General features: G+C 57.7%; 23 protein-coding genes. 8 read left to right on the top strand and 15 right to left on the bottom strand.

Going from position 1 to position 21,943, the window contains the following annotated elements:
- Positions 1–60 precede the first annotated feature (60 nt).
- The 4 genes from IM295_RS04340 to IM295_RS04325 all read left to right on the top strand — a co-directional run bounded on the left by IM295_RS04340 (position 61) and on the right by IM295_RS04325 (position 4,691).
- The gene (locus tag IM295_RS04340) at positions 61–1,605 is read left to right on the top strand and encodes a PTS transporter subunit EIIC (protein ID WP_126327202.1); all 1,545 of its coding nucleotides are present in this window, start codon (positions 61–63) and stop codon (positions 1,603–1,605) included.
- 12 nt (positions 1,606–1,617) lie between these two features.
- Entirely contained in the window at positions 1,618–2,985 is a 1,368-nt protein-coding gene (locus IM295_RS04335; protein ID WP_193066281.1) for a 6-phospho-alpha-glucosidase, read from the top strand.
- A gap of 90 nt (positions 2,986–3,075) precedes the next feature.
- Positions 3,076–3,921 carry a 3-mercaptopyruvate sulfurtransferase gene (sseA, locus tag IM295_RS04330; RefSeq protein ID WP_069733425.1) on the top strand — a complete coding sequence of 282 codons (846 nt, stop codon included), beginning with the start codon at positions 3,076–3,078 and terminating at the stop codon, positions 3,919–3,921.
- Positions 3,921–4,691: a MurR/RpiR family transcriptional regulator gene (locus IM295_RS04325; protein WP_028014071.1), complete on the top strand. Its 771-nt coding sequence runs from the start codon at positions 3,921–3,923 to the stop codon at positions 4,689–4,691. The genes sseA and IM295_RS04325 overlap by 1 nt, the downstream gene beginning before the upstream one ends.
- 17 nt (positions 4,692–4,708) lie before the next feature.
- Here the strand turns inward: IM295_RS04325 and sseB are convergent, their stop codons facing one another.
- The 11 genes from sseB to trmJ form a co-directional block, all read right to left on the bottom strand.
- Positions 4,709–5,485, bottom strand: coding sequence for an enhanced serine sensitivity protein SseB (sseB, locus tag IM295_RS04320; protein WP_032648693.1), 777 nt, complete (start codon positions 5,483–5,485; stop codon positions 4,709–4,711).
- Between the two features lie 96 nt (positions 5,486–5,581).
- The gene (gene pepB / locus IM295_RS04315; protein ID WP_045260180.1) at positions 5,582–6,868 is read right to left on the bottom strand and encodes an aminopeptidase PepB; all 1,287 of its coding nucleotides are present in this window, start codon (positions 6,866–6,868) and stop codon (positions 5,582–5,584) included.
- 53 nt (positions 6,869–6,921) lie between these two features.
- On the bottom strand, positions 6,922–7,122 hold the full coding sequence (gene iscX / locus IM295_RS04310) for a Fe-S cluster assembly protein IscX (RefSeq protein WP_003860650.1): 201 nt from the start codon (positions 7,120–7,122) through the stop codon (positions 6,922–6,924).
- Between the two features lies 1 nt (position 7,123).
- Entirely contained in the window at positions 7,124–7,459 is a 336-nt protein-coding gene (fdx, locus tag IM295_RS04305; RefSeq protein WP_003860652.1) for an ISC system 2Fe-2S type ferredoxin, read from the bottom strand.
- Between the two features lies 1 nt (position 7,460).
- Positions 7,461–9,311, bottom strand: coding sequence for a Fe-S protein assembly chaperone HscA (gene hscA / locus IM295_RS04300; protein ID WP_193066280.1), 1,851 nt, complete (start codon positions 9,309–9,311; stop codon positions 7,461–7,463).
- A gap of 14 nt (positions 9,312–9,325) precedes the next feature.
- Positions 9,326–9,841, bottom strand: coding sequence for a co-chaperone HscB (gene hscB, locus IM295_RS04295; RefSeq protein ID WP_193066279.1), 516 nt, complete (start codon positions 9,839–9,841; stop codon positions 9,326–9,328).
- A gap of 76 nt (positions 9,842–9,917) precedes the next feature.
- The gene (gene iscA / locus IM295_RS04290; protein ID WP_003860659.1) at positions 9,918–10,241 is read right to left on the bottom strand and encodes an iron-sulfur cluster assembly protein IscA; all 324 of its coding nucleotides are present in this window, start codon (positions 10,239–10,241) and stop codon (positions 9,918–9,920) included.
- 13 nt (positions 10,242–10,254) lie between these two features.
- Complete coding sequence (iscU, locus tag IM295_RS04285; protein WP_003860661.1) at positions 10,255–10,641, bottom strand: Fe-S cluster assembly scaffold IscU; 387 nt, start codon at positions 10,639–10,641, stop codon at positions 10,255–10,257.
- Positions 10,642–10,665: 24 nt separating this feature from the next.
- A complete protein-coding gene (gene iscS, locus IM295_RS04280) occupies positions 10,666–11,880 on the bottom strand; it encodes a cysteine desulfurase (RefSeq protein ID WP_193066278.1) in 1,215 nt (404 codons plus the stop codon).
- Positions 11,881–11,997: 117 nt separating this feature from the next.
- Positions 11,998–12,489 carry a Fe-S cluster assembly transcriptional regulator IscR gene (gene iscR, locus IM295_RS04275; RefSeq protein WP_008502158.1) on the bottom strand — a complete coding sequence of 164 codons (492 nt, stop codon included), beginning with the start codon at positions 12,487–12,489 and terminating at the stop codon, positions 11,998–12,000.
- A gap of 216 nt (positions 12,490–12,705) precedes the next feature.
- Positions 12,706–13,431 (bottom strand): tRNA (cytosine(32)/uridine(32)-2'-O)-methyltransferase TrmJ, encoded by a 726-nt coding sequence (trmJ, locus tag IM295_RS04270; protein ID WP_193066277.1) that lies wholly within the window; start codon positions 13,429–13,431, stop codon positions 12,706–12,708.
- 132 nt (positions 13,432–13,563) lie between these two features.
- Between trmJ and suhB the strand changes: the two genes are divergently transcribed.
- Positions 13,564–14,367, top strand: coding sequence for an inositol-1-monophosphatase (gene suhB / locus IM295_RS04265; RefSeq protein ID WP_028014077.1), 804 nt, complete (start codon positions 13,564–13,566; stop codon positions 14,365–14,367).
- A 5-nt stretch (positions 14,368–14,372) separates the two neighbouring features.
- On the opposite strand, the gene IM295_RS04260 is transcribed toward suhB, so the two are convergent.
- Both IM295_RS04260 and IM295_RS04255 read right to left on the bottom strand, forming a co-directional pair.
- On the bottom strand, positions 14,373–15,365 hold the full coding sequence (locus tag IM295_RS04260; protein ID WP_028014078.1) for a nickel/cobalt transporter: 993 nt from the start codon (positions 15,363–15,365) through the stop codon (positions 14,373–14,375).
- Positions 15,356–15,994, bottom strand: coding sequence for a DUF1007 family protein (locus IM295_RS04255; protein WP_028014079.1), 639 nt, complete (start codon positions 15,992–15,994; stop codon positions 15,356–15,358). The genes IM295_RS04260 and IM295_RS04255 overlap by 10 nt, the downstream gene beginning before the upstream one ends.
- 125 nt (positions 15,995–16,119) lie before the next feature.
- Here IM295_RS04255 and csiE point away from each other — a divergent pair, with 125 nt between their 5' ends.
- Entirely contained in the window at positions 16,120–17,397 is a 1,278-nt protein-coding gene (csiE, locus tag IM295_RS04250; protein ID WP_193066276.1) for a stationary phase inducible protein CsiE, read from the top strand.
- Here the strand turns inward: csiE and IM295_RS04245 are convergent, their stop codons facing one another.
- Entirely contained in the window at positions 17,398–18,537 is a 1,140-nt protein-coding gene (locus IM295_RS04245) for a 3-phenylpropionate MFS transporter (protein WP_048960048.1), read from the bottom strand.
- A 172-nt stretch (positions 18,538–18,709) separates the two neighbouring features.
- Between IM295_RS04245 and IM295_RS04240 the strand changes: the two genes are divergently transcribed.
- Positions 18,710–19,132: a DoxX family protein gene (locus IM295_RS04240; protein ID WP_059358596.1), complete on the top strand. Its 423-nt coding sequence runs from the start codon at positions 18,710–18,712 to the stop codon at positions 19,130–19,132.
- Positions 19,133–19,187: 55 nt separating this feature from the next.
- On the opposite strand, the gene glyA is transcribed toward IM295_RS04240, so the two are convergent.
- Complete coding sequence (gene glyA, locus IM295_RS04235; RefSeq protein WP_025757663.1) at positions 19,188–20,441, bottom strand: serine hydroxymethyltransferase; 1,254 nt, start codon at positions 20,439–20,441, stop codon at positions 19,188–19,190.
- A 303-nt stretch (positions 20,442–20,744) separates the two neighbouring features.
- Here glyA and hmpA point away from each other — a divergent pair, with 303 nt between their 5' ends.
- Positions 20,745–21,935 carry an NO-inducible flavohemoprotein gene (gene hmpA, locus IM295_RS04230; protein WP_101865759.1) on the top strand — a complete coding sequence of 397 codons (1,191 nt, stop codon included), beginning with the start codon at positions 20,745–20,747 and terminating at the stop codon, positions 21,933–21,935.
- Positions 21,936–21,943: the final 8 nt, after the last annotated feature.

The following is a 21,943-nucleotide window of genomic DNA, read 5'->3' as shown; positions in this document are numbered from 1 at the left end:
GCCTGCTAGTTTTATGACCATGACGCACCCCGAGTGCGCGGTTCAAAAAGAGAGAAAGCCATGAAACGAGCCGTGAACGCCCTACAAAATTTCGGAAAATCATTATACGGACCGGTACTTATCTTACCGATTGTCGGTCTGTTTATCGCCTTTGGCAATGTGCTGGGCAACGGTAACCTGGCCGAATACCTGCCGTTCCTTGGCCATCCGCTTATCCAGAGTATCGGCCAGCTGATCGCCAAATCTGCCGTGTCGGTGCTGGTCAACCTGGCGCTGGTGTTTGCCGTCGGGATCCCGATTGGTCTGGCGACGCGCGATAAAGGCTACGCGGCGCTGATTGGTCTGGTGACTTTCGTGGTGTTTATCAACGCCATGAACGTGACGCTGCAGCTGCAGGGCGAGCTGGCCCCTGCTGAGCAGATTAAAGCCGCCGGGCAAAGCATGGTGCTGGGCGTTCAGGTGCTGGAGATGGGCGTTTTCGCCGGGATCCTGACCGGGGCGCTCTCCGGTTACCTGTACAACAAATACTCCGGCGTACAGTTTAACGGCGCGATGGCGATTTACTCCGGCCACTGTTTTGTCGCCATTGTCATGTTGCCCGTCTCTATGCTGCTCGGCGTGGTAATGAGCGAACTCTGGCCGTACGCGCAGCATGGGATTAGCGCCCTGGCGCTGGCAATTAAAGGCTCTGGCCCGTTCGGGGTGGCGATCTACGGTTTCCTTGAGCGCATTCTGGTGCCGACCGGCCTGCACCATCTGGTTTATACGCCGTTCCTGTATACCGAACTGGGGGGCACGCAGGAGGTGTGCGGCACGGCTTACCAGGGGGCGCGCAATATCTACTTCGCCGAGATGGCCTGCCCGGAAGTGAAACAGCTCAGCAGCACGGTAGTGTGGGACGCGCGCGGCATCAGCAAGATGTTCGGCCTGCCCGCCGCGGCGCTGGCGATGTACATGACCGCGAAGCCGGAGCGTAAAGCCGTTGCGAAAGCCATTCTGATCCCGGCGGCGCTGACCTCGCTGCTGGTCGGCGTGACCGAACCGATTGAATTCTCCTTCCTGTTCGTCGCCCCGCTGCTGTTCGTGGTGCATGCGGTCCTGACCGGTATTGGCATGATGCTGTTCTCGCTGCTGGGCGTTCATGCTATCGGTGCCAACGGGATTATCGATTTCATTCTCTACAACCTGCCGCTAGGCACCGAGAAATCCAACTGGCCGATGTACATCGTGGTTGGGCTGATCATGTTTGCCCTCTACTTCGTGGTGTTCCGCTTCCTTATCCTGCGTTTCAACATGAAAACGCCGGGCCGTGAGGATGAAGATCAGGAGACACGCCTCTACAGCAAGCAGGAGTACCAGGCGAAAGGCAATAACGACGGGCTGGGCGAGTCCATCGTGGTGGGCCTGGGCGGCCGGGAAAATATTGAGGTTGTGGATAACTGCTACACCCGCTTACGCGTCACGGTGAAGGATGTTGCCATCATCGACGAGCCGCGCCTGAAGGCGACCGGCGCGAAAGGGGTTATCAAACAAGGTAACAACGTTCAGGTGGTCTACGGGCTGCACGTCAAAAAAATGCGAGAAGCCGTTGAGACGTTTCTCTGAAAGGAGCTAAAGATGTTTACACCCCCATTCATTCTGTCGATTGCCGGCGGCGGCAGCACTTACACGCCGGGTATTGTGAAAAGCCTGATGGTGCGCCTGCAGGATTTTCCGCTGGCCGAAATCCGCCTCTATGACATCGACGAGGCGCGTCAGAACACCATTGCGCCGGTGGTTGAGAAAGTGATTCGCGACCACAGCCAGAGCATCAAATTTACCGTCACCAGTGACCCAGAAGTGGCCTTCAGCGGCGCGCATTTCGTTTTCGCCCAGATGCGCGTCGGCCAGTACAAAATGCGCGAGCAGGATGAGAAGATCCCGCTGCGTCACGGCGTGGTCGGCCAGGAGACCTGCGGCCCCGGCGGGCTGGCCTACGGACTGCGCACGATCCTGCCGATGGTCGAGCTTATCGATCTGGTGGATCGCTACGCGCATGAGAAAGCCTGGATCGTGAACTACTCCAACCCGGCGGCGATCGTCGCGGAGGGCGTGCGACGTCTGCGACCAAATGCTCGCGTGCTGAACATCTGCGATATGCCGGTCGCGGCGATGCGTAATATGGGAGCCATTCTGGGTGTCGATCGTCGCAAACTGGAGGTGGACTACTTTGGCCTGAACCACTTCGGCTGGTTTACCCGCGTGCTGGTGGACGGCGAGGACAAATTACCGGAGCTGCGCAAACATATCGCGAAGTTTGGCCTGCTGACGGAAGATGCGGCCAAAACCGATCCGCAGCACTCGGATCCTTCGTGGGTTAAAACCTGGCGCAACATCAAGCCGATTATGGATAACTTCCCGGAGTACCTGCCGAACCCGTACCTTCAGTACTACCTGATGCCGAACCAGATTGTGGAGCATCAGAACCCGGACTATACCCGCGCCAACGAAGTGATGAACGGGCGTGAGAAAAAGCTGTTCGCCGCCGCCGAAGAGTACAAGCACACCGGGATTTTACCGGATGCCTTCCACGTGGGCGTTCACGGCGAGTTTATCGTCGATGTCGCCTGCTCGCTGGCCTTTAACCTGCGCCAACGCCATCTGGTAATGGTGGAGAACCGCGGGGCGATTACCAACCTGCCTTATGATGCGGTGGTGGAAGTACCCGCCTATATCACCTCCGAAGGGCCGGAGCCTGTGCGCGTGGGGCTGGTACCGCTGTTCCACCAGACCCTGCTGCAACAGCAGCTGGCGTCTGAACAGCTGCTGGTAGAGGCGACCATCGAAGGCAGCTATGAGAAAGCGCTTCAGGCGTTCACCCTCAACCGCACCGTGCCCACTATGGAGCACGCAAAAGCGATTCTGGATGAGATGATAGAAGCCAACCGCGACTACTGGCCTGCGCTGCAAAAAGCCTGGCAGGACAGCGAAACGGTGAAAAAATAGGGGCTTGCTCGCGAGTTGAACGTGGTTTGCTTGTCGGTGTCAGAAAAAACACCGACAATCCTTTTTTACGGAAAAGAATGGAGGCAACCCATGTCCACCTCATATTTTGTCGCCGCCGACTGGCTGATTGAGCACGGCGACGATCCGGAAGTCCAGATTATTGACGCGCGTATGGCCCCGCCGGGCCAGGAACATCGTGACGTTCCCGGTGAATACCGCGCCGGGCATCTGCCTGGCGCGGTATTTTTTGATATCGAAGCCCTCTCCGATCATACCTCTCCCCTGCCGCACATGCTGCCGCGCCCGGAAGCGTTTTCCGTGGCGATGCGCGAGCTGGGCGTCAGCAAAGACAAACATCTTGTTGTTTACGATGAAGGCAATCTGTTCTCCGCGCCGCGCGCATGGTGGATGCTGAAACAGTTTGGCGTGGAAAAAGTCTCGATTCTGGCGGGCGGTCTGGCGGGCTGGAAGCGTGACGAGCTGCCGCTCCAGCAGGGCGACGTGACGCTGCCGGAAGGCGAGTTCGACGCGACGTTCGACGTCAACGTGGTGAAGCGCCTGACCGACGTACTGGTCGCGAGCCATGAAAAGACGGCGCAAATCGTCGATGCGCGCCCTGCACCACGCTTTAACGCTGAAGCGGATGAACCACGTCCAGGGCTGAGACGAGGCCATATTCCAGGTGCGCTGAACGTGCCGTGGGGCGACCTGGTGTTTGAGGGCGAGCTGAAAACTACCGACGAGCTGCGTGCCATTTTTGACCGCGCGGGCGTGGATTTACATCGCCCGATTATTGCCAGCTGCGGCTCCGGCGTGACGGCCTGCGTGGTGATCCTGGCACTCGCCACCCTCGGCGTCAACGACGTTACGCTCTACGACGGCGCCTGGAGCGAATGGGGGGCGCGTGACGATCTGCCAGTTGAACCGGCGAAATAATGGATAACCGCCTGGCCACGCTGTTAACGCGCGGGGCGTCGCTGACCCGCGCGGAGTATCGCGTCCTCGCCCACCTGACGGAGCATCCGCTGCTGGTGGGCAACATCACGGTGCGCGAGCTGGCGCAGGCGACGTTTGTTTCTACCGCCACCATCATGCGGCTGTGTCAGAAGCTGGGGTTTAGCGGCTTTAGCGAGTTTATCTGGCACTGCAAGCAGCTGCTCTCCGACACGCCGCATATTGCCGCTCAGGCGCAATCCCTTCCTGAGCTCCCGGCGCTGTTTAATCAGTTTATCGCTAACTATCAGCACACCTTCCAGTGGATCACGCAGGAGAAGCGCCAGCAGTTCGCCGACCTGCTGCGGCAGAAAGAGAGCTTTTTTCTCTACGGGGCCGGGTTTTCCTATCTCTTTGCCGAATACCTGACCAAGAAGCTGCAGGTGTTGGGCAAAACGGCGTTCATCTCCGGGCCGGGGGACAGCCGAAACATTTTTCTCAGCAACGCTGCGCGTTATCAGGTATTTATTGCCGTCTCCCGCAGCGGCGAAACGGAACAGGTGCTGGATAAGGCGCGGATTGCCAAAAACGTCGGCATGACGGTCGTCGCCTTTACCCGCGCCTCGGCCAATACGCTGGCGGGTATGGCGGACGTGCACTTTGCGCTGTATGACGAAGCGGTGCACTTCGCCGCCGAAGCCGCGGGCGTGACGTCGTTTGAGTCGAATCTGGTGCTGCTGATGGATTTACTGCTGCTGGAGGCAACGGGGTGACATTCACCCCGCCGTAATCAGATGATGCGGTTGGTCTTGAGATCGCGCAGGAAGCCGCCCCAGCGACGCTCATAGAACGGCGTGATGTGCTCGGTAATAAAATGGCTGATGCCCTTCTCACCGTTTTTCACCTGACAGATATCGATCGGCTCATCGCCCGGTAGCGTGTCGGTGGCCACGCTTCCCGCCGCCTGAACGATCTCGTCGAAATCGCCATCGGCTTCAATACCGATCAACAGCACCGGCTTTTCGTCCGCGCGCTCTTTAATGGAGCAGAGGAACGCGCGTCTTACCGGTTTCAGAGTTTTGAACAGCGTGGTCAGCGAATCGATCATCTGCGCAGGCGGCTCGGCCACCTCAGACAGCAGCAGCGTTTCGCCCCCTTCCAGCACTTCCTGCGTGCTGAGCGGATTGCCCTCTTCACCAATCAGGTGGCTGATCTCGCGCGGGGTGAACTCTTTCCCGGTTGGCAGCTTAGCGTTAAGGAACAGCGTCTGGCCCAGCGTCATTTCGAACAGCGTGCGCACCGGCATCACCACGAACGCCTGTTCATCTTCTACCGCTTCCTGCAACGCTTCCAATGAAGTGAAGAACGGGATAACCGACGTCCCGTCATCTTTCTCCCAGTGCAGCAGATCCAGCGCGCTGTCTTCGACAACCTGCTCACCTTCCGCCGCGGTGCCCGGCACCCAGACGGTGGATTCCAGTAGCGTGCGGAAAAATGCCGGACGATGGGCTGGCTCGGTCGCCGCCTGTTCCAGCAGGGTTTCTAATTCGTTTTTGGTATCTGACATAGTTTGGCTACTTCAATAAACGCCGGGTGGCGCTTTGCTTACCCGGCCTACAAAATCACAGGCCCGTGCAAGCGCAGCGCCGCCGGGCAAAAAAGATCACTCAGCCGTCAGCAGGTTCGCCACGGTACGCACGCCCAGACCGGTCGCACCCGCGGACCACTGCTCAACTGCCGCCTTACGGTAGGTTGCGGAGCAGTCGATGTGCAGCCAGCCTTCGTGATAGTTCTCAACGAAGTGCGACAGGAAGCCTGCTGCGGTACTTGCCCCCGCCGGGTACGCCGCGCTCGCGGTGTTATTCAGCTCGGCAAAGTTAGACGGCAGCTGGCTGCGGTGGAACTCGGCCAGCGGCAGACGCCAGAACGGTTCGTTTTCCGCAGCCGCGCTTGCCAGCAGGCGAGCGGCCAGCTTGTCGTCAAAGCTGAACAGCGCGTGGTAGTCGTTGCCCAGGGCGGTTTTCGCCGCGCCGGTCAGGGTCGCCATGTCGATAATCAGCTCTGGCTTCTGGGCAGAGGCGTCGATCAGGCCATCGGCCAGCACCAGACGGCCTTCGGCATCGGTGTTCATCACTTCGACATTTTTACCGTTGCGGTAGCGAATGATGTCGCCCAGCTTGAAGGCGTTGCCGCTCACCATGTTATCCGCGCAGCACAGGTAGAGCTTCACGCGCTTGTTCAGACCGCGGGTGATGGCGAACGCCAGCGCGCCGGTGATGGTTGCCGCGCCGCCCATGTCGGACTTCATGGAATCCATGAACGCGCTCTGCTTCAGGCTGTAGCCGCCGGTGTCGAAGGTGATACCTTTACCGACCAGGCAGGCAAAGACAGGCGCTTCTTTATCGCCGGTTGGGTTGTAATCCAGCGCCAGCAGGACCGGAGGACGTTCGGAGCCGCGGCCCACGGTGTGGATGCCCATGTAGTTCTGCTCGCGCAGATCTTCACCTTTGGTGATGCGGTAGGACATGTTATCCCCCGCCACGCCGCACAGCAGGTCAACCGCACGCTGCGCCAGTTGCTCAGGGCCTAACTCCTCCGCCGGGGCGTTGATGGTGTCGCGCACCCAGTCGATAATTTGCAGGCGGCTTTCCAGCTCTTTCTGACCGGCTTCGTCGAGGTTCGCCCACTCAATTTTACGGGTGCCTTTCGGGCCTTTGTAGCCCGCCCAGAACGCCCAACTGCGGTCAGTATCCCAACCTTCGCCTTCCAGCGAGACATGCTTAATGCCCAGGCCGTCAATTTTACGCGCGGCGCGCTGGATCAGACCTAAATCATCTTTGCCCGTCAGGTGCAGGGTGATACCGTCGTTGTTGATGCTGTAGCTGGCTTTCTCGCCCCAGCGCGCGTCGGCGGGCTGCGTAGAGAGCGTAATCTTCATCGCTTCGGTCATTTTATTTATCCTTATTAGCAAACGGGCCGCCTGAAGGCAGCCCGTTAAGTGATTTACTCTGCTTCATCTAACCAGACTAACAGAATCGCCTCCAGAATTTTTTCATTGGATGCGTTTGGATCGTCGTCGAAATCCTCTAAATCGCAGATCCACTGGTGCATGTCGGTGAATCGTACGGTTTTGGGATCGAGATCCGGGTTCGCGTCGTAGAGCGCTTCGCCGATTTCACGGCTGTCTGTCCACTTCAGTCCCATATTAATGCTCGCGTGCGTGGTTGATGGTGTAGCGTGGGAATTCCACGACCAGATCTTCATCGGTCACCGCGGCCTGGCAGCTCAGGCGGCTGTCTGGCTCCAGACCCCATGCTTTATCCAGCATGTCGTCTTCGTCTTCGGTGCTCTCGGCGAGAGAGTCGAAACCTTCACGCACGATGCAGTGGCAGGTGGTGCAGGCACAGGATTTTTCACAGGCGTGTTCCACTTCGATACCTGCACGCAGGGCAACATCGAGAATGGTTTCACCGGTCTTCGCTTCCAGAACAGCGCCATCCGGACAGAGGTCCGCATGAGGCAAAATAACAATCTTTGGCATATTAAACCTCGTCCACGGACTGGCCTTTCAGCGCGACGCGGACAGATTTGTCCATGCGGCGAGCAGCGAAGTCCTGGGTTTGTTTATCAACGTTTTTAATGGCTTCTTCTATTGCGTTAGCGTCATTGCCTTCGGCGACTGCGCGTAAGCGCGCGGCAGCCTCGTCAATCACCTGACGCTCGGCGGCGCTTAACAGCGCGGCATCGGCAGCGAGCGCCCCGTTCAGACTTTCCAGCACACGTGCGGCTTCAACTTTCTGTTCAGCCAGCATACGCGCCTTCACATCCTGCTCGGCGTAGCTCATTGAATCCTGGATCATGGAGGCGATTTCGCCATCGGTCAGGCCGTAGGACGGCTTCACCTGGATGGACGACTCCACGCCGATCGATTTTTCCATCGCCGTGACGCTCAGCAGGCCGTCCGCATCTACCTGGAAGGTCACGCGAATATGCGCCCCGCCAGCTGGCAGCGCCGGGATGCCGCGCAGCGCAAAGCGCGCCAGAGAGCGGCAGTCCTGCACCAGTTCGCGCTCGCCCTGCATCACATGGATGGACATCGCGGTCTGGCCGTCTTTGAAGGTGGTGAACTCCTGCGCACGCGCCACCGGAATGGTGGTGTTACGCGGGATCACTTTCTCCACCAGGCCGCCCATGGTTTCTAAACCGAGAGACAGCGGGATGACATCCAGCAGCAGCATTTCGCTGTCCGGCTTGTTGCCAACCAGAATATCGGCCTGGATAGCGGCGCCGACGGCAACCACTTTGTCCGGGTCGATGGAGGTCAGCGGCGTGCGGCCAAAGAACTCGCCCACCCGCTCGCGCACCAGCGGCACGCGCGTTGAGCCGCCCACCATGACCACTTCCAGCACCTCGTCAGCCTCCACGCCCGCATCCTTCAATGCGCGACGGCAGGCCAGCAGGGTGCGTTTAACCAGAGGCGCAATCAGCTCGCTGAACTGGTCGCGGGTGATTTCACCCTGCCAGCCTGCGACATTAACGCTGACCGACTGCGCATCGCTCAGCGCAATTTTGGCGTCGATGGCAGCATCCAGCAGTTCGCGCTGAACGCGCGCATCGCTGCGATCGCTGATGCCCGCCTGCTCGCGGATGTAGTCCGCCAGCAGATGGTCGAAATCATCGCCGCCGAGCGCGGAATCCCCGCCGGTCGCCAGCACTTCAAACACCCCGCGGCTCAGGCACAGGATCGAAATATCAAAGGTGCCGCCGCCCAGATCGTAGACCGCAATTACCCCTTCCTGACCGGAGTCGAGGCCGTAGGCAATCGCAGCCGCCGTCGGTTCGTTCAGCAGGCGCAGCACGTGCAGGCCCGCCAGACGCGCGGCGTCTTTGGTGCCCTGACGCTGTGCGTCGTCAAAATAGGCCGGAACGGTGATCACTACGCCGTCCAGATCGCCGCCAAGCGTCGCCGTCGCGCGCGCCGCCAGCGCTTTGAGGATATCAGCGGAAACGCGAATTGGGTTCAGCAAACCGGCCGCCGTGGCAATCATCGGCAGACCGTTTTCACTGGCCTGCAGCTGATACGGCAGGTGCGGGTAGCGGGTCTGGATATCAGCCAGCGAGCGGCCCATCATGCGCTTTACGGAGCTGATGGTGTTGGCCGGATCGCGCGCGGCGTTGGCGCGGGCGTCATAGCCGACCGCGTGACCCTGCTGCTGGTAGTGGACCACGGAAGGCAGCAGATGGCGGCCCTGCTCGTCGGCCAGCGTTTCCGCCTGGCCGCTGCGCACGGTCGCCACGAGGGAATTGGTGGTGCCCAGGTCAATACCGACCGCCAGACGACGCTGGTGCGGTGCGGCGCTTAAGCCAGGCTCACTAATTTGTAATAAGGCCATAATTGCTTCCGAAATTAAAAATCGAGCAGCTTTTCTTCGAGTTGTTCAGCGCTGCTTCGCAGTTTATCGAGAAAACGGAGTTTGCGCACAGTGTCTGCCGCCACGTCCCAGGTCTCGTTGTTCAGTTGCTTCACCATCTGCTGATGGCGGGTATCGAACATGCCCTTCACGCGCGTGATAAAACGTTCCAGACGCGCTTCGTCTTTGGCCTGTTCAATCTCATCCAGCTCTTCGCGCAACTCCAGCTGTTCCATCAGAAACGCGGTGTCGCGCACGGTGTGCTGTTCGCTCGCCAGATCAAAGCCGTGGAGCGAGAGCAGATATTCTGCACGCGCCAGCGGATGGCGCAGCGTCTGCCAGGCCTGGTTGATAGTCGCGGAGTGCGATACCGCAGCCAGCTGCTCTGCCTGCGTCCCGCTGGCGAATTTATCCGGATGATACTGACGCTGCAGATCCTGAAAACGGACCGTCAGCGCCTGAAGATCGATCGGGTATTGAGCGGGTAGTCCGAAGAGAGTGAAGTAATCCATAACAATCTCAGGGGTAGCCTGTTAGAACAAACCCCACGCGCAGCAAAGCCACGGTGGGGTTTCGGATGACGCGCGGTTAAACGTGGAAGCTTTCGCCGCAACCACACTCGTCTTTGACGTTCGGGTTCGTGAATTTGAACCCTTCGTTCAGGCCTTCTTTTACGAAGTCCAGCTGAGTGCCGTTGAGAAATTGCAGGCTTTTGCCATCGACCACCACCTTCACGCCCTTGTCTTCAAACACGGTGTCGTCAGACGCCGGCTCGTCAACAAACTCCAGTACGTAAGCCATACCAGAACAGCCGGAGGTACGTACGCCCAGTCGCAGGCCAAAGCCTTTACCACGGTTCGCCAGAAAAGAGCTTACTCGCGCGGCAGCGCTGTCGCTAAGGGTAATCGACATACTCAAACCTCAATTATTTTGCTTCACGTTTGCTTTTGTAATCCGCAATGGCGGCTTTGATCGCGTCTTCTGCCAGAATTGAACAGTGAATTTTCACCGGCGGCAGTTCGAGTTCTTCAGCAATATCCGTGTTCTTAATTGCCTGTGCTTCGTCCAGAGACTTGCCCTTCACCCACTCGGTGACCAGGGAGCTGGACGCAATTGCAGAACCGCAGCCGTAGGTCTTGAAGCGCGCGTCTTCAATGATACCTTCATTGTTGACTTTAATCTGCAACTTCATCACGTCGCCACACGCTGGCGCGCCAACCATGCCGCTACCGACAGATTCATCGCTGTTGTCAAAAGAGCCAACGTTGCGCGGGTTCTCGTAATGATCGATAACTTTTTCGCTGTATGCCATGATTGAATTCTCCTTATATACCGATTAGTGATGTGACCATTCAATGCTGTTCAGATCCACGCCCTGCTTGAACATTTCCCACAGTGGAGAAAGGTCGCGCAGACGGCCAATGGAGTTACGAACCAGCTCGATGGTGTAGTCAATCTCTTCTTCGGTAGTGAAACGACCTAAAGAGAAACGGATAGAGCTGTGTGCCAGCTCGTCAGTCATACCCAGCGCGCGCAGCACGTAGGATGGCTCCAGGCTTGCAGACGTACAGGCAGAACCGGAAGAAACGGCCAGGTCTTTCAGCGCCATGATCAGCGATTCGCCTTCAACATAGTTGAAGCTGACGTTGAGGATGTTCGGCGCGCCCTGCTCGAGATCGCCGTTCAGATACACTTCTTCCATATCTTTCACGCCGTCCCACAGACGGTTACGCAGCGTGCGCAGGCGTGCCATCTCGGTTTCCATCTCTTCTTTCGCAATGCGGTACGCTTCGCCCATGCCCACGATCTGGTGAACAGGCAGCGTACCGGAACGCATGCCGCGCTCGTGACCGCCGCCGTGCATCTGTGCTTCGATGCGGATACGTGGCTTACGACGAACGTACAGCGCGCCGATCCCTTTCGGGCCATAGATTTTGTGGCCGGAGAAGGACATCAGGTCTACTTTCAGCTGGCTCAGGTCGATAGGCAGTTTACCCACGCTCTGGGTCGCATCCACGTGGTAGATGATACCGCGCGCGCGGCACATTTCGCCGATGGTCGCGATGTCCTGAACGACGCCGATTTCGTTGTTAACGTGCATGATGGAGACCAGGATGGTGTCGTCACGCATCGCCGCTTCGAGCTCTTTCAGGTCAATAATACCGTTGCTCTGCGGCGCCAGATAGGTCACTTCGAACCCTTCACGCTCCAGCTGGCGGCAGGTGTCCAGCACGGCTTTGTGTTCGGTTTTGCTGGTGATGATGTGCTTGCCTTTTTTCTGATAAAAGTTGGCTGCACCTTTGATCGCCAGGTTGTCGGATTCGGTCGCACCGGAGGTGAAAACAATCTCACGCGGGTCGGCACCCACCAGGTCAGCAATCTGATTACGGGCGATATCCACCGCCTCTTCAGCATGCCAGCCAAAACGGTGTGAACGGGAAGCTGGGTTACCAAAGTTTCCGTCCAGGGTCAGACACTGCATCATTTTCTCGGCAACACGCGGGTCCACCGGCGTGGTTGCGGAGTAGTCGAGATAAATCGGTAATTTCATTGCTCTATAAACTCCGTACATCGCTTCAATGCAAGGAATCAGGCAACCGGCTGGATGTACGACCGAGTACGCGGGGTGTGACCACCCCGGCCTGATTCTGAAATACTTATCGTTTTATTACGCGCGTAATTTGACGTCGATAGCGTCCTGCGCGCGGGTGCTGCGTTGTGAATCATGGCTGTGCTGACGGCCTGATACGTCCAGAACTTCCTGGTTATTGACCAGTTCACCGAGGGTGATGTTGTTCAGGAAGCCGGTCAGACGGTCGCTCAGATCGCGCCACAGCGCGTGGGTCAGGCACTTATCGCCGCCCTGGCAGCCGCCTTTACCCTGGCAACGGGTTGCGTCAACGGATTCATCCACCGCGCTAATCACTTCGCCAACCGCAATACTGCCCGCGTCTTTACCCAGCAGATAACCGCCGCCCGGGCCACGAACGCTGGACACCAGTCCATTTTTACGCAGTCTGGAGAACAGCTGTTCCAGGTAAGAGAGGGAGATCCCTTGTCGTTCAGAAATATCAGCCAACGGAACCGGGCCCGCTTCGGAGTTGAGCGCAACGTCCAGCATCGCGGTCACGGCATAACGCCCTTTAGATGTCAGTCTCATGTCTTACTTAACCTCAAACTCGCCCCTGCCCGGGGTTTTTTATTGTAAAATGGGGGTATTGCATAGCAGGGCCAAGTCTGACATTCCTGACTAAAATGGTCAACTATTTACTTGACTGTTTTAGTCAGGTATTTAACCTTCTGTGCCTTCATAATATAGGTGCGGCCTGATGCCCTCACCCCAACCCTCTCCCACGGGGAGAGGGGGAAATCGGCACTACTCTTTATTCTTCTGCTCAATCGACGCCAGAATTCCGCGCAGGATGTTCAGCTCCTGGCTTTCCGGACGCGCGCGGGTAAACATGCGGCGCAGCTTATTCATCACCTGGCCAGGGTGGCCTTCACGGATGAAGCCGGTAGCGAGCAGCGTCTGCTCCAGGTGACCGTAGAAACGCTCAAGGTCGTCCACCAGCGGGTAGGCCGTATCTTCTTTCGGTTCTGCCTGCTTCTCCTGCGTCGCCAGCCAGGCCATGCGCACTTCGTAGGCGATTACCTGCACCGCCATTGCCAGGTTCAGCGAGCTGTATTCCGGGTTGGCTGCAATCGCCACGTGGTAGTGGCACTTCTGCAGTTCGTCGTTGGTCAGGCCAACGCGCTCGCGGCCAAACACCAGCGCAACCGGCGCCTGCTCTGCTTCTGAGACGCTTTTCAGGCCGCATTCGCGCGGATCCAGCATCGGCCACGGCAGCGTGCGTGAGCGCGCGCTGGTGCCCACCACCAGGCTGCAACCGGCCAGCGCTTCGTCGAGGGTATCAACGATCTGCGCATTACCGATAACGTCGCTGGCCCCTGCCGCCAGGGCGATAGCCTGAGAGTCTGGTTTCACCAGCGGATTAACCAGCCACAGGTTCGTTAAGCCCATGGTTTTCATAGCGCGGGCCACAGAGCCCATGTTGCCGGTGTGCGATGTTTCGACCAGCACGATTCGAATGTTTTGCAGCATAATTTTTAGATGTCTGGGTTCAGTGTCTGAAGAATATTCGGGCATATTATCATAAACGGGAGACATAATCCGATCCCGCTGCTATACTCTGCGCCGATTTTCCTGTTCTTTAACATCCAGTGAGAGAGACCGATGCATCCGATGCTGACCATCGCCGTGCGCGCAGCGCGCAAGGCGGGTAATGTAATTGCCAAACACTACGAAACGCCAGACTCCGTAGAAACCAGCCAGAAAGGCAGCAATGATTTCGTGACTAACGTCGATAAAGCCGCAGAAGCGATTATTATCGAAACGATCCGCAAATCTTACCCGCAGCACACCATCATCACCGAAGAAAGCGGTGAACATGAAGGTACCGATCAGGATGTTCAATGGGTTATCGATCCACTGGATGGCACCACCAACTTCGTTAAACGCCTGCCACACTTCTCTGTGTCAATCGCAGTACGCATTAAAGGCCGTACTGAAGTCGCCGTTGTTTACGATCCAATGCGTAACGAACTGTTCACCGCGACCCGCGGTCAGGGCGCACAGCTGAACGGCTACCGTCTGCGCTGCAGCAATGCACGCGATCTGGACGGCACCATCCTGGCGACCGGCTTCCCGTTCAAGGCGAAGCAGCACGCAACTACCTATATGAATATCCTGGGCAAGCTGTTCACCGAATGCGCGGACTTCCGTCGCACCGGCTCTGCTGCGCTGGATCTGGCCTATGTGGCAACCGGCCGCGTTGACGGTTACTTCGAACTGTCACTGAAGCCGTGGGACTTCGCTGCGGGCGAGCTGATCGCACGTGAAGCAGGCGCGATTGTTTGCGACTTCACCGGCGGCCACAACTACATGACCACCGGCAACATCGTTGCGGGTAACCCACGCGTTGTTAAAGCCATGCTGGCCAACATGCGTGACGAGCTGAGCGATGCGCTGAAGCGTTAATCTCCTCATCTCAGCCCTCTCCCCAAAGGGGAGAGGGTGCTAAACGGCGCCGCGCTCATCCACATCGTTACCGCCGCCACCAGCAGAATCACTCCCCCCGCCAGCGCGAGCGTTGTCCATCCTACCTGCCGCCACAGTACCGGCGTTTTATTGCCGCTGAGTTTTACCGCAAGCTGACGGAAGCTGTGAACCAGCAACGCCAAAGACGAAATGGTGAGAGAGGTTCCTGCCGCCATCGCCAGCGCCGAGAGCATGCCCCAGCCGAACACGCCAATCACTTTACTGAACAGCAGCACCATGATTGCTCCCGAGCACGGGCGCATCCCCATAGAGAGAACTATCATCAGCCGCGCGCGCCAGTCGTCACCGCTCTGTAATTGTTCCTGCGTCGGCAGATGCTGATGCCCGCAGCCGCAGTGTTCATCATGAACGTGGTGCGGCGTAAAGGTTTTGAATTTGGGCTTTTGCAGCAGCGCGCGCAGCTTTTTCAGCGCCCGCCAGCAGAGGATCAGCCCCAGCACGCCGACCAGCGCATAGCTGCCCTTCTCCAGCCAGAAGCTGCTCAGGTGCAGCTGGCGCGCGGGAAGCTGTAATAGCGAAAGCACAACCACCACCAGCGCAATCGCCACGCCCCCCTGAAGCAGCGAAGAGGCCAGCGTCAGGCCAATGCTTGATTTCAGCTTCGACGGATGGGTGGCAAGCCAGGTGGTAATAACGATTTTGCCGTGCCCCGGCCCCAGCGCGTGCAGCACGCCATAGATAAAGCTGAACGCCAGCAGGGAACCGCCCGCTTTGGTCGGGTTCTCTGCCACCGCCTTCAGCAGCCCGCTCATCTGCTGGTTGACCTCACGCTGCCAGATGATGCTTTTCATCATCACCTGCGGCCAGGCCTGCCACAACCAGAGCGAACCGCAAACGGCGAGCAGTAGAAAAAGCGCCAGCGGCCAGAGGTGCAGCCAGCGGCGCGGCTTTCGTACCGGAGAGGAGATCACTGACATTGTAACGTTACCTTCTGCGCAAATTGTTTACCCAGTTCCATGTCCTCCGGTGGGGCATCCTCTTTATCAAGAGAGACAGCAAAATTCAGCGTCTCTTCGCTGGGCTTCGGGGTGTGAACCGTAATGTTGCAGGTTTTTTGCAACGACGCAGGAAGCTGCACGTCGCTGTCCTCGGCGTAGCTCATATCGACGTAGTACGTTGGGTCAAAGGTGGAAAACGTATAGGTTTGTCCTGCCAGCGGCTGCGGATGCGCCAGTGGGAGCACGAACGTCAGCACTGCCTGATGTCCGTCGCGGGACATGCCGTATTCTGTCGGGCGATTGAGGAACTTCACCTTTTGTCCGTTATGCCAGAACTCGGTGAAGTAGTGCTGCCCGAGCACGTTGGCCATCACTTCTGCCGCCAGCTTTTTCCAGATTTCGTCGCCGGGCTTCGCGTTACCCGCATCATAAAGCAGATCCGCTGAGGTGATTTCATCCATCGTCCAGCGCATTTTCAGGCCGCTCAGCTGCGTGCCGTCGGTGACCAGCTCGGTTTTCAGGCTGATAAAACTGTGAGGATGTGCGCTGGCGGTAAAGGTGATAACCGCCAAAAATAACGCCATCGCATTTTGTTTAACTGTCTGCATCAATTCCTCACGTCAAAAATTCTGTGATGTTCCCCAGCAATCCTGAGTGAAAGGCCTGCCGGCGCGCTTTTCAGCGCCCATCCTTTAGCTATTCTTATCAAACATTCACACTGGATACCCGACAGATGATGACGACGCTTGAAATTCCATCTGTGCTTTCCAGTTCGCAGCGCCGCTGCCAGGTGCTTTTGATGCTTTACCTGCCCGATGCTGTCGTCACCGCACAGAGCATAATCGCTGCCAACGGCGTGGACGAGGTCATGGCACGGCAAGATATAGCCGAGACGCGCGATGAAATCCAGCGCTATCACCGGCTGGATATCGTCACGCACCATGACGGTAGCTACCGAATTGAAGGCACTGCCCTGAATCAGCGTTTATGTCTGCTGCACTGGCTGCGCAGGGCGCTCCGCCTTTGTCCGCAGTTTGTCTCGCACCAGTTTACCCCAGCCTTAAAAACCGCGCTTAAACAGCACGGCATCGCGCGGCCGCTCTACGACGATGCTAATCTGCGGGCGCTGATCGGCTTCTGCTCACGCAAGCTGCAGCGTCAGTTTGAATGCCGGGACGTCCAGTTCTTACAGCTCTACTTGCAATACTGCCTCATCCAGCACCACTTAGGGAATACGCCGCAGTTTTCCCACGCGCAGCGCAGCTGGACCCAGTCGCGGGGAGAGTATTTTACGGCGCAGGAAATTGTTCGTCACTGGAAGCGGCGCGTGCCGCAGGGCGCGCACGTGGATGAGCAGCTGTTTCTGGCGCTGCTGTTTATGATGCTCCGCACGCCCGATCCAGCGCTCGATAAACACCAGCAGGATCAGCGCCTGCGCCGCGCCATTGTGCGCATGGTGGCCCGTTTCCGCTCCCAGACCGGGATGAACTTCAGCGATGAGCAGGGGCTGACCGATCAGCTGTATATCCATCTGGCTCAGGCGCTGGACCGCTCGCTGTTTGAGATCGGCATCGACAATAGCCTGCCCGAGGAAATTCACCGTCTCTATCCCCGGCTGTTACGCACCACGAAAGAGGCACTCTTTGAGCTGGAAGCCGAATTTGGGCTGCGGTTCTCCGATGAAGAGATGGCGCTGGTAGCGGTTATTTTCGGCGCCTGGCTGATGCAGGAGACCGATCTGCATGAAAAACAGGTAGTGCTGCTGACCGGGGAGGATAAATCCTGTGAGGAGGTGATTGAACAGCAGCTGCGCGAATTAACCCTGCTGCCGCTCAACATTCGCTATCTGACGCTGCAGGCGTTCCAGAAAGAGGGGGCACCGCGCGAAGCCGCGCTGGTTATCACCCCCTATCCTACCGTGCTGCCGCTGTTCTCGCCGCCGCTGATCCACGCGGTTGAATCACTTAACGCGCAGCAGCAGGAACATATTCGCGCCATGCTGGAATCGTAGCTACGCCCGTGCGGCCACTTTCGGTCGAACAAACATCGCCGGGAGCGCCACCAGCGCCATGACCCAGAACACGCCGTGTCCCAGATGCTGATACAGAAAGCCCGCAAAGACCGTCATCACCGCAATGCTGCCGCCCATCGCCACCGCAGAGTAGACCGCCTGCAGACGGATCACGTCCCCGCCCTCGCGCGCCGCGATATAGCGCATCGCCGCCAGGTGGCACACGGTGAAGGTGCCGCAGTGAAGGATCTGCGCCACAATCAGCCACGGCAGTTCGGTCGTCCAGCCCATAATCCCCCAGCGCGCCACGCCGCAGACCGCGGAAAGCAGCAGCAGATCGCGCGCGCCGAAGCGGCGGAACAACTTTTTGCTCAGGGCGAAAATAATGACTTCTGCCACCACCCCCAGCGACCACAGGTAACCGACCGCAGAGGCCGAGTAGCCCGCCCCCTGCCAGTAGATGGCGCTGAAGCCATAGTACGCCGCATGCGCCCCCTGAAGCAGACAGACGCACGCCAGAAAACGCCAGCTCTGGGCCACCAGGCTCCGCCAGGCGGGCCAGCCGGCGCTCTCCTGATGGCGACTCTCCCCTTGCGGCATCACCGACGGGCGCAGCAGCATTCCCAGCAGCATCGAGGCAATACCGATACTCAGCAGCGCCAGAATCGCGCGGTAGTCGTAAAGGCTGACCAGTTTCCCCACCAACGCCGAGCCGATCACGAAGGCAATCGATCCCCAGAGGCGCACGCGACCATAATCCATGGTGATCTGCTTTTGCCAGGTGTTCGCCAGCGCATCCGTCAGGGGTACCAGCGGGGAGAAGAACAGATTAAAGCCAACCATCACCACCATCAGCCAGGCAAACTGATGGCTGACCCAGAAGCAGGCCGCGAAGACCAGCGTCAGCAGGGCCAGAATGCGCACCGCTTTAATCAGTAAGGAGGGATCGCTGACGCGGGGGGCAATCAGCAGGCTTCCGAGGAAACGCGCCACCAGCCCCGCGCCCAGCAGAATGCCGATGGTTTCTGGCGTCAAACCAATTCCCTTGAGCCAGACGCTCCAGAAAGGCAGAAAAATACCGTAGCTAAAGAAGTAGGTGAAGTAGCTGAGCGCCAGCCAGCGCGTGGAATGCAAGACCATGAATCCCTCCCGAAATGGAGGCGATAGTCTGGCGTTTATCCTGCACTTTAGCAAGTCGTTAGCGCGCTATAAATTAACGATAAATTAACGTCCTGGACAGCCGGTCGGCGTATGGCGTGAGCGGCAAAATTGTATTACGTTTAAAAGACATCGCCTGAAGAGGTCGTTTGCCATGAACAGCTTACGTTATTTCGATTTCGGCTCCTCACGCTCCTTCCTGCTATTGATTGCCCGTATTGCCATCGTTGTCCTGTTTATTATTTTTGGCTATCCCAAGCTGACGGGGTTTAGCGGCACCGTTCAGTATATGACGTCGCTCGGCGCCCCCATGCCGATGCTGGCGGCCATTATCGCCGTAGTAATGGAGGTTCCCGCCGCTATCCTGATCGTGCTCGGCTTTTTCACCCGCCCCCTCGCGGTGCTCTTTATCTTCTATACGCTGGGCACGGCGATTATCGGTCACCACTACTGGGATATGACCGGAGATGCGGTTGTGCCGAATATGATTAATTTCTACAAGAACGTCAGTATTGCTGGCGCGTTTATTTTGCTGGCGATTGTGGGACCGGGGGCCATTTCCCTGGACCGGCGTTAAGCCATAAAAAAAGGCCGCAAGCGCGGCCTTTTTTTATTTCTGCAAAGCAGAGGAATTATGCGTATACCGGGAAGCGTGCGCAGATATCCAGAACTTTACCTTTGACGCGCTCGATAACCGCTTCGTCATTGATGTTGTCCAGAACGTCACACATCCAGCCAGCCAGCTCTTTCACTTCCGCTTCTTTAAAGCCGCGACGCGTCACGGCCGGAGAACCGATACGGATACCGGAGGTCACGAACGGGCTCTTCGGATCGTTTGGCACGCTGTTTTTGTTCACGGTGATGTTGGCGCGGCCCAGGGCAGCGTCAGCTTCTTTACCGGTCAGGTTCTTATCAACCAGATCCAGCAGGAAAAGGTGGTTTTCAGTCCCGCCGGATACCACTTTGTAGCCACGGTTCAGGAACACTTCCACCATCGCTTTGGCGTTCTTAGCAACCTGCTGCTGATACACCTTGAACTCTGGCTCCATCGCTTCTTTCAGCGCGACCGCTTTTGCGGCGATAACGTGCATCAGCGGGCCGCCCTGCGCGCTTGGGAACACGGCAGAGTTCAGTTTTTTGTACAGCTCTTCGTCACCGCCTTTCGCCAGGATCAGGCCACCGCGTGGACCCGCCAGGGTTTTGTGGGTGGTGGTGGTCACAACGTGAGCGTGAGGAACCGGGTTCGGGTAAACGCCTGCGGCAATAAGGCCCGCAACGTGCGCCATGTCAACGAACAGGTACGCGCCGATGCTGTCTGCGATTTCACGCATTTTGGCCCAGTCAACGATACCGGAGTAAGCAGAGAAGCCACCGATGATCATCTTCGGCTTGTGCTCTTTGGCCTGCTTAGCCATGTCTTCGTAGTCAATTTTACCGGACTCATCAATACCGTAAGGAATGATATTGTACAGTTTGCCGGAGAAGTTAACCGGGGAGCCGTGAGTCAGGTGACCGCCCTGCGCCAGGTTCATACCCAGAACGGTATCGCCCGGCTGCAGCAGCGCGGTGTAAACAGCGAAGTTAGCCTGAGAGCCGGAGTGCGGCTGGACGTTCGCGTAGTCAGCGCCGAAGAGTGCTTTCGCACGGTCGATAGCCAGCTGCTCAACGATATCAACGTACTCGCAACCGCCGTAGTAGCGCTTGCCCGGGTAACCTTCAGCGTATTTGTTGGTCAGCTGAGAGCCCTGCGCCTGCATCACGCGCGGGCTGGTGTAGTTTTCGGAGGCGATCAGTTCGATGTGCTCTTCCTGACGTACTTTTTCCTGCTCCATAGCCTGCCACAGTTCGGCATCATAATCGGCAATGTTCATTTCACGCTTTAACATCCGCATCTCCTGACTCAGCTAACAAGTAAATTTTGGCCTGAAAAGGCAGTCCTGTTGGACGACGGGCAACAGTATAACTGAATAGCTCTGTGATAACAGGTCTTGACAAACGATTTTACGCAAACGTTTTCCTTCACGCCACGCAAGGGTTTGAGGAATAAAGATCTCACTATTTCCAGCGGATTTCTTTTCAGGTTTGTGATGCGTATTTTTCATCTTGCAAAGAACCATTTACAAAGCAAGGGTATTTTTTATAAGATGTATTTAAAATACATCATTAGGTAATATCAGAAGGAAGCTGCCATGCTCGACGCTCAAACCATCGCTACCGTTAAAGCCACCATTCCCCTGCTGGTGGAAACCGGTCCTAAACTTACCGCTCATTTCTACGATCGCATGTTCACGCACAATCCGGAGCTCAAAGAGATTTTCAATATGAGCAACCAGCGTAACGGCGATCAGCGTGAAGCGCTTTTCAACGCCATCGCGGCCTACGCCAGCAATATCGAAAACCTGGCGGCGTTGCTGCCTGCGGTGGAAAAGATCGCGCAGAAGCACACCAGCTTCCAGATCCAACCCGAGCAGTACAACATCGTCGGCACTCACCTGCTGGCAACGCTGGACGAAATGTTCAGCCCGGGCCAGGAGGTGCTGGACGCCTGGGGTAAAGCCTACGGCGTGCTGGCAAACGTGTTTATCAACCGTGAAGCGCAGATCTACAGCGAAAACGCCAGCAAGAACGGCGGCTGGGAAGGAACGCGCGCCTTCCGTATCATCGAGAAAACGCCGCGCAGCGCGCTTATCACCAGTTTTGAATTTGAGCCGGTTGACGGCCAGCCGGTGGCCGATTACCAGCCGGGCCAGTATCTGGGCGTATGGCTGAAGCCTGAAGGCTTCCCGCACCAGGAGATCCGCCAGTACTCTCTGACCCGCAAACCAAACGGCAAAGGCTACCGCATTGCGGTGAAGCGCGAGGACGGCGGTCAGGTATCCAACTGGCTGCATAACGAAGCGAGCGTGGGCGACGTGGTCCATCTGGCCGCGCCGGCGGGCGACTTCTTTATGGCCATTGAAACCAATACCCCGGTCACGCTGATCTCCGCGGGCGTGGGCCAAACGCCAATGCTGGCGATGCTGGATACGCTGGCGAAAGCAAACCACAGCGCGCAGATTAACTGGTTCCACGCAGCGGAGAACGGCGACGTGCACGCCTTTGCGGATGAAGTGAAAGCGCTGGGAGCGACCCTGCCGCGTTTCACCGCGCATACCTGGTATCGCCTGCCGACGGAGGCAGACCGCACTGCCGCACGCTTTGACAGCGAAGGACTAATGAATTTAAGCCAGATGGAAGGGACGTTTAGCGCGCCGGAAATGCAGTTCTACGTCTGTGGACCCGTGGCGTTTATGCAGTATGCCGCGAAGCAGCTGGTTGAGCTGGGCGTGAATAAAGACAACATTCATTACGAATGTTTCGGGCCGCATAAGGTGCTGTAACGCAAAAA

The sequence above is a fragment of the Enterobacter cloacae complex sp. P14RS genome, assembly GCF_014895895.1.
GTDB classification, from domain to species: domain Bacteria; phylum Pseudomonadota; class Gammaproteobacteria; order Enterobacterales; family Enterobacteriaceae; genus Enterobacter; species Enterobacter bugandensis.
The sequence above is the reverse complement of the archived record's forward strand: the minus strand, read 5'-3'. Positions and strand labels throughout refer to the sequence as shown.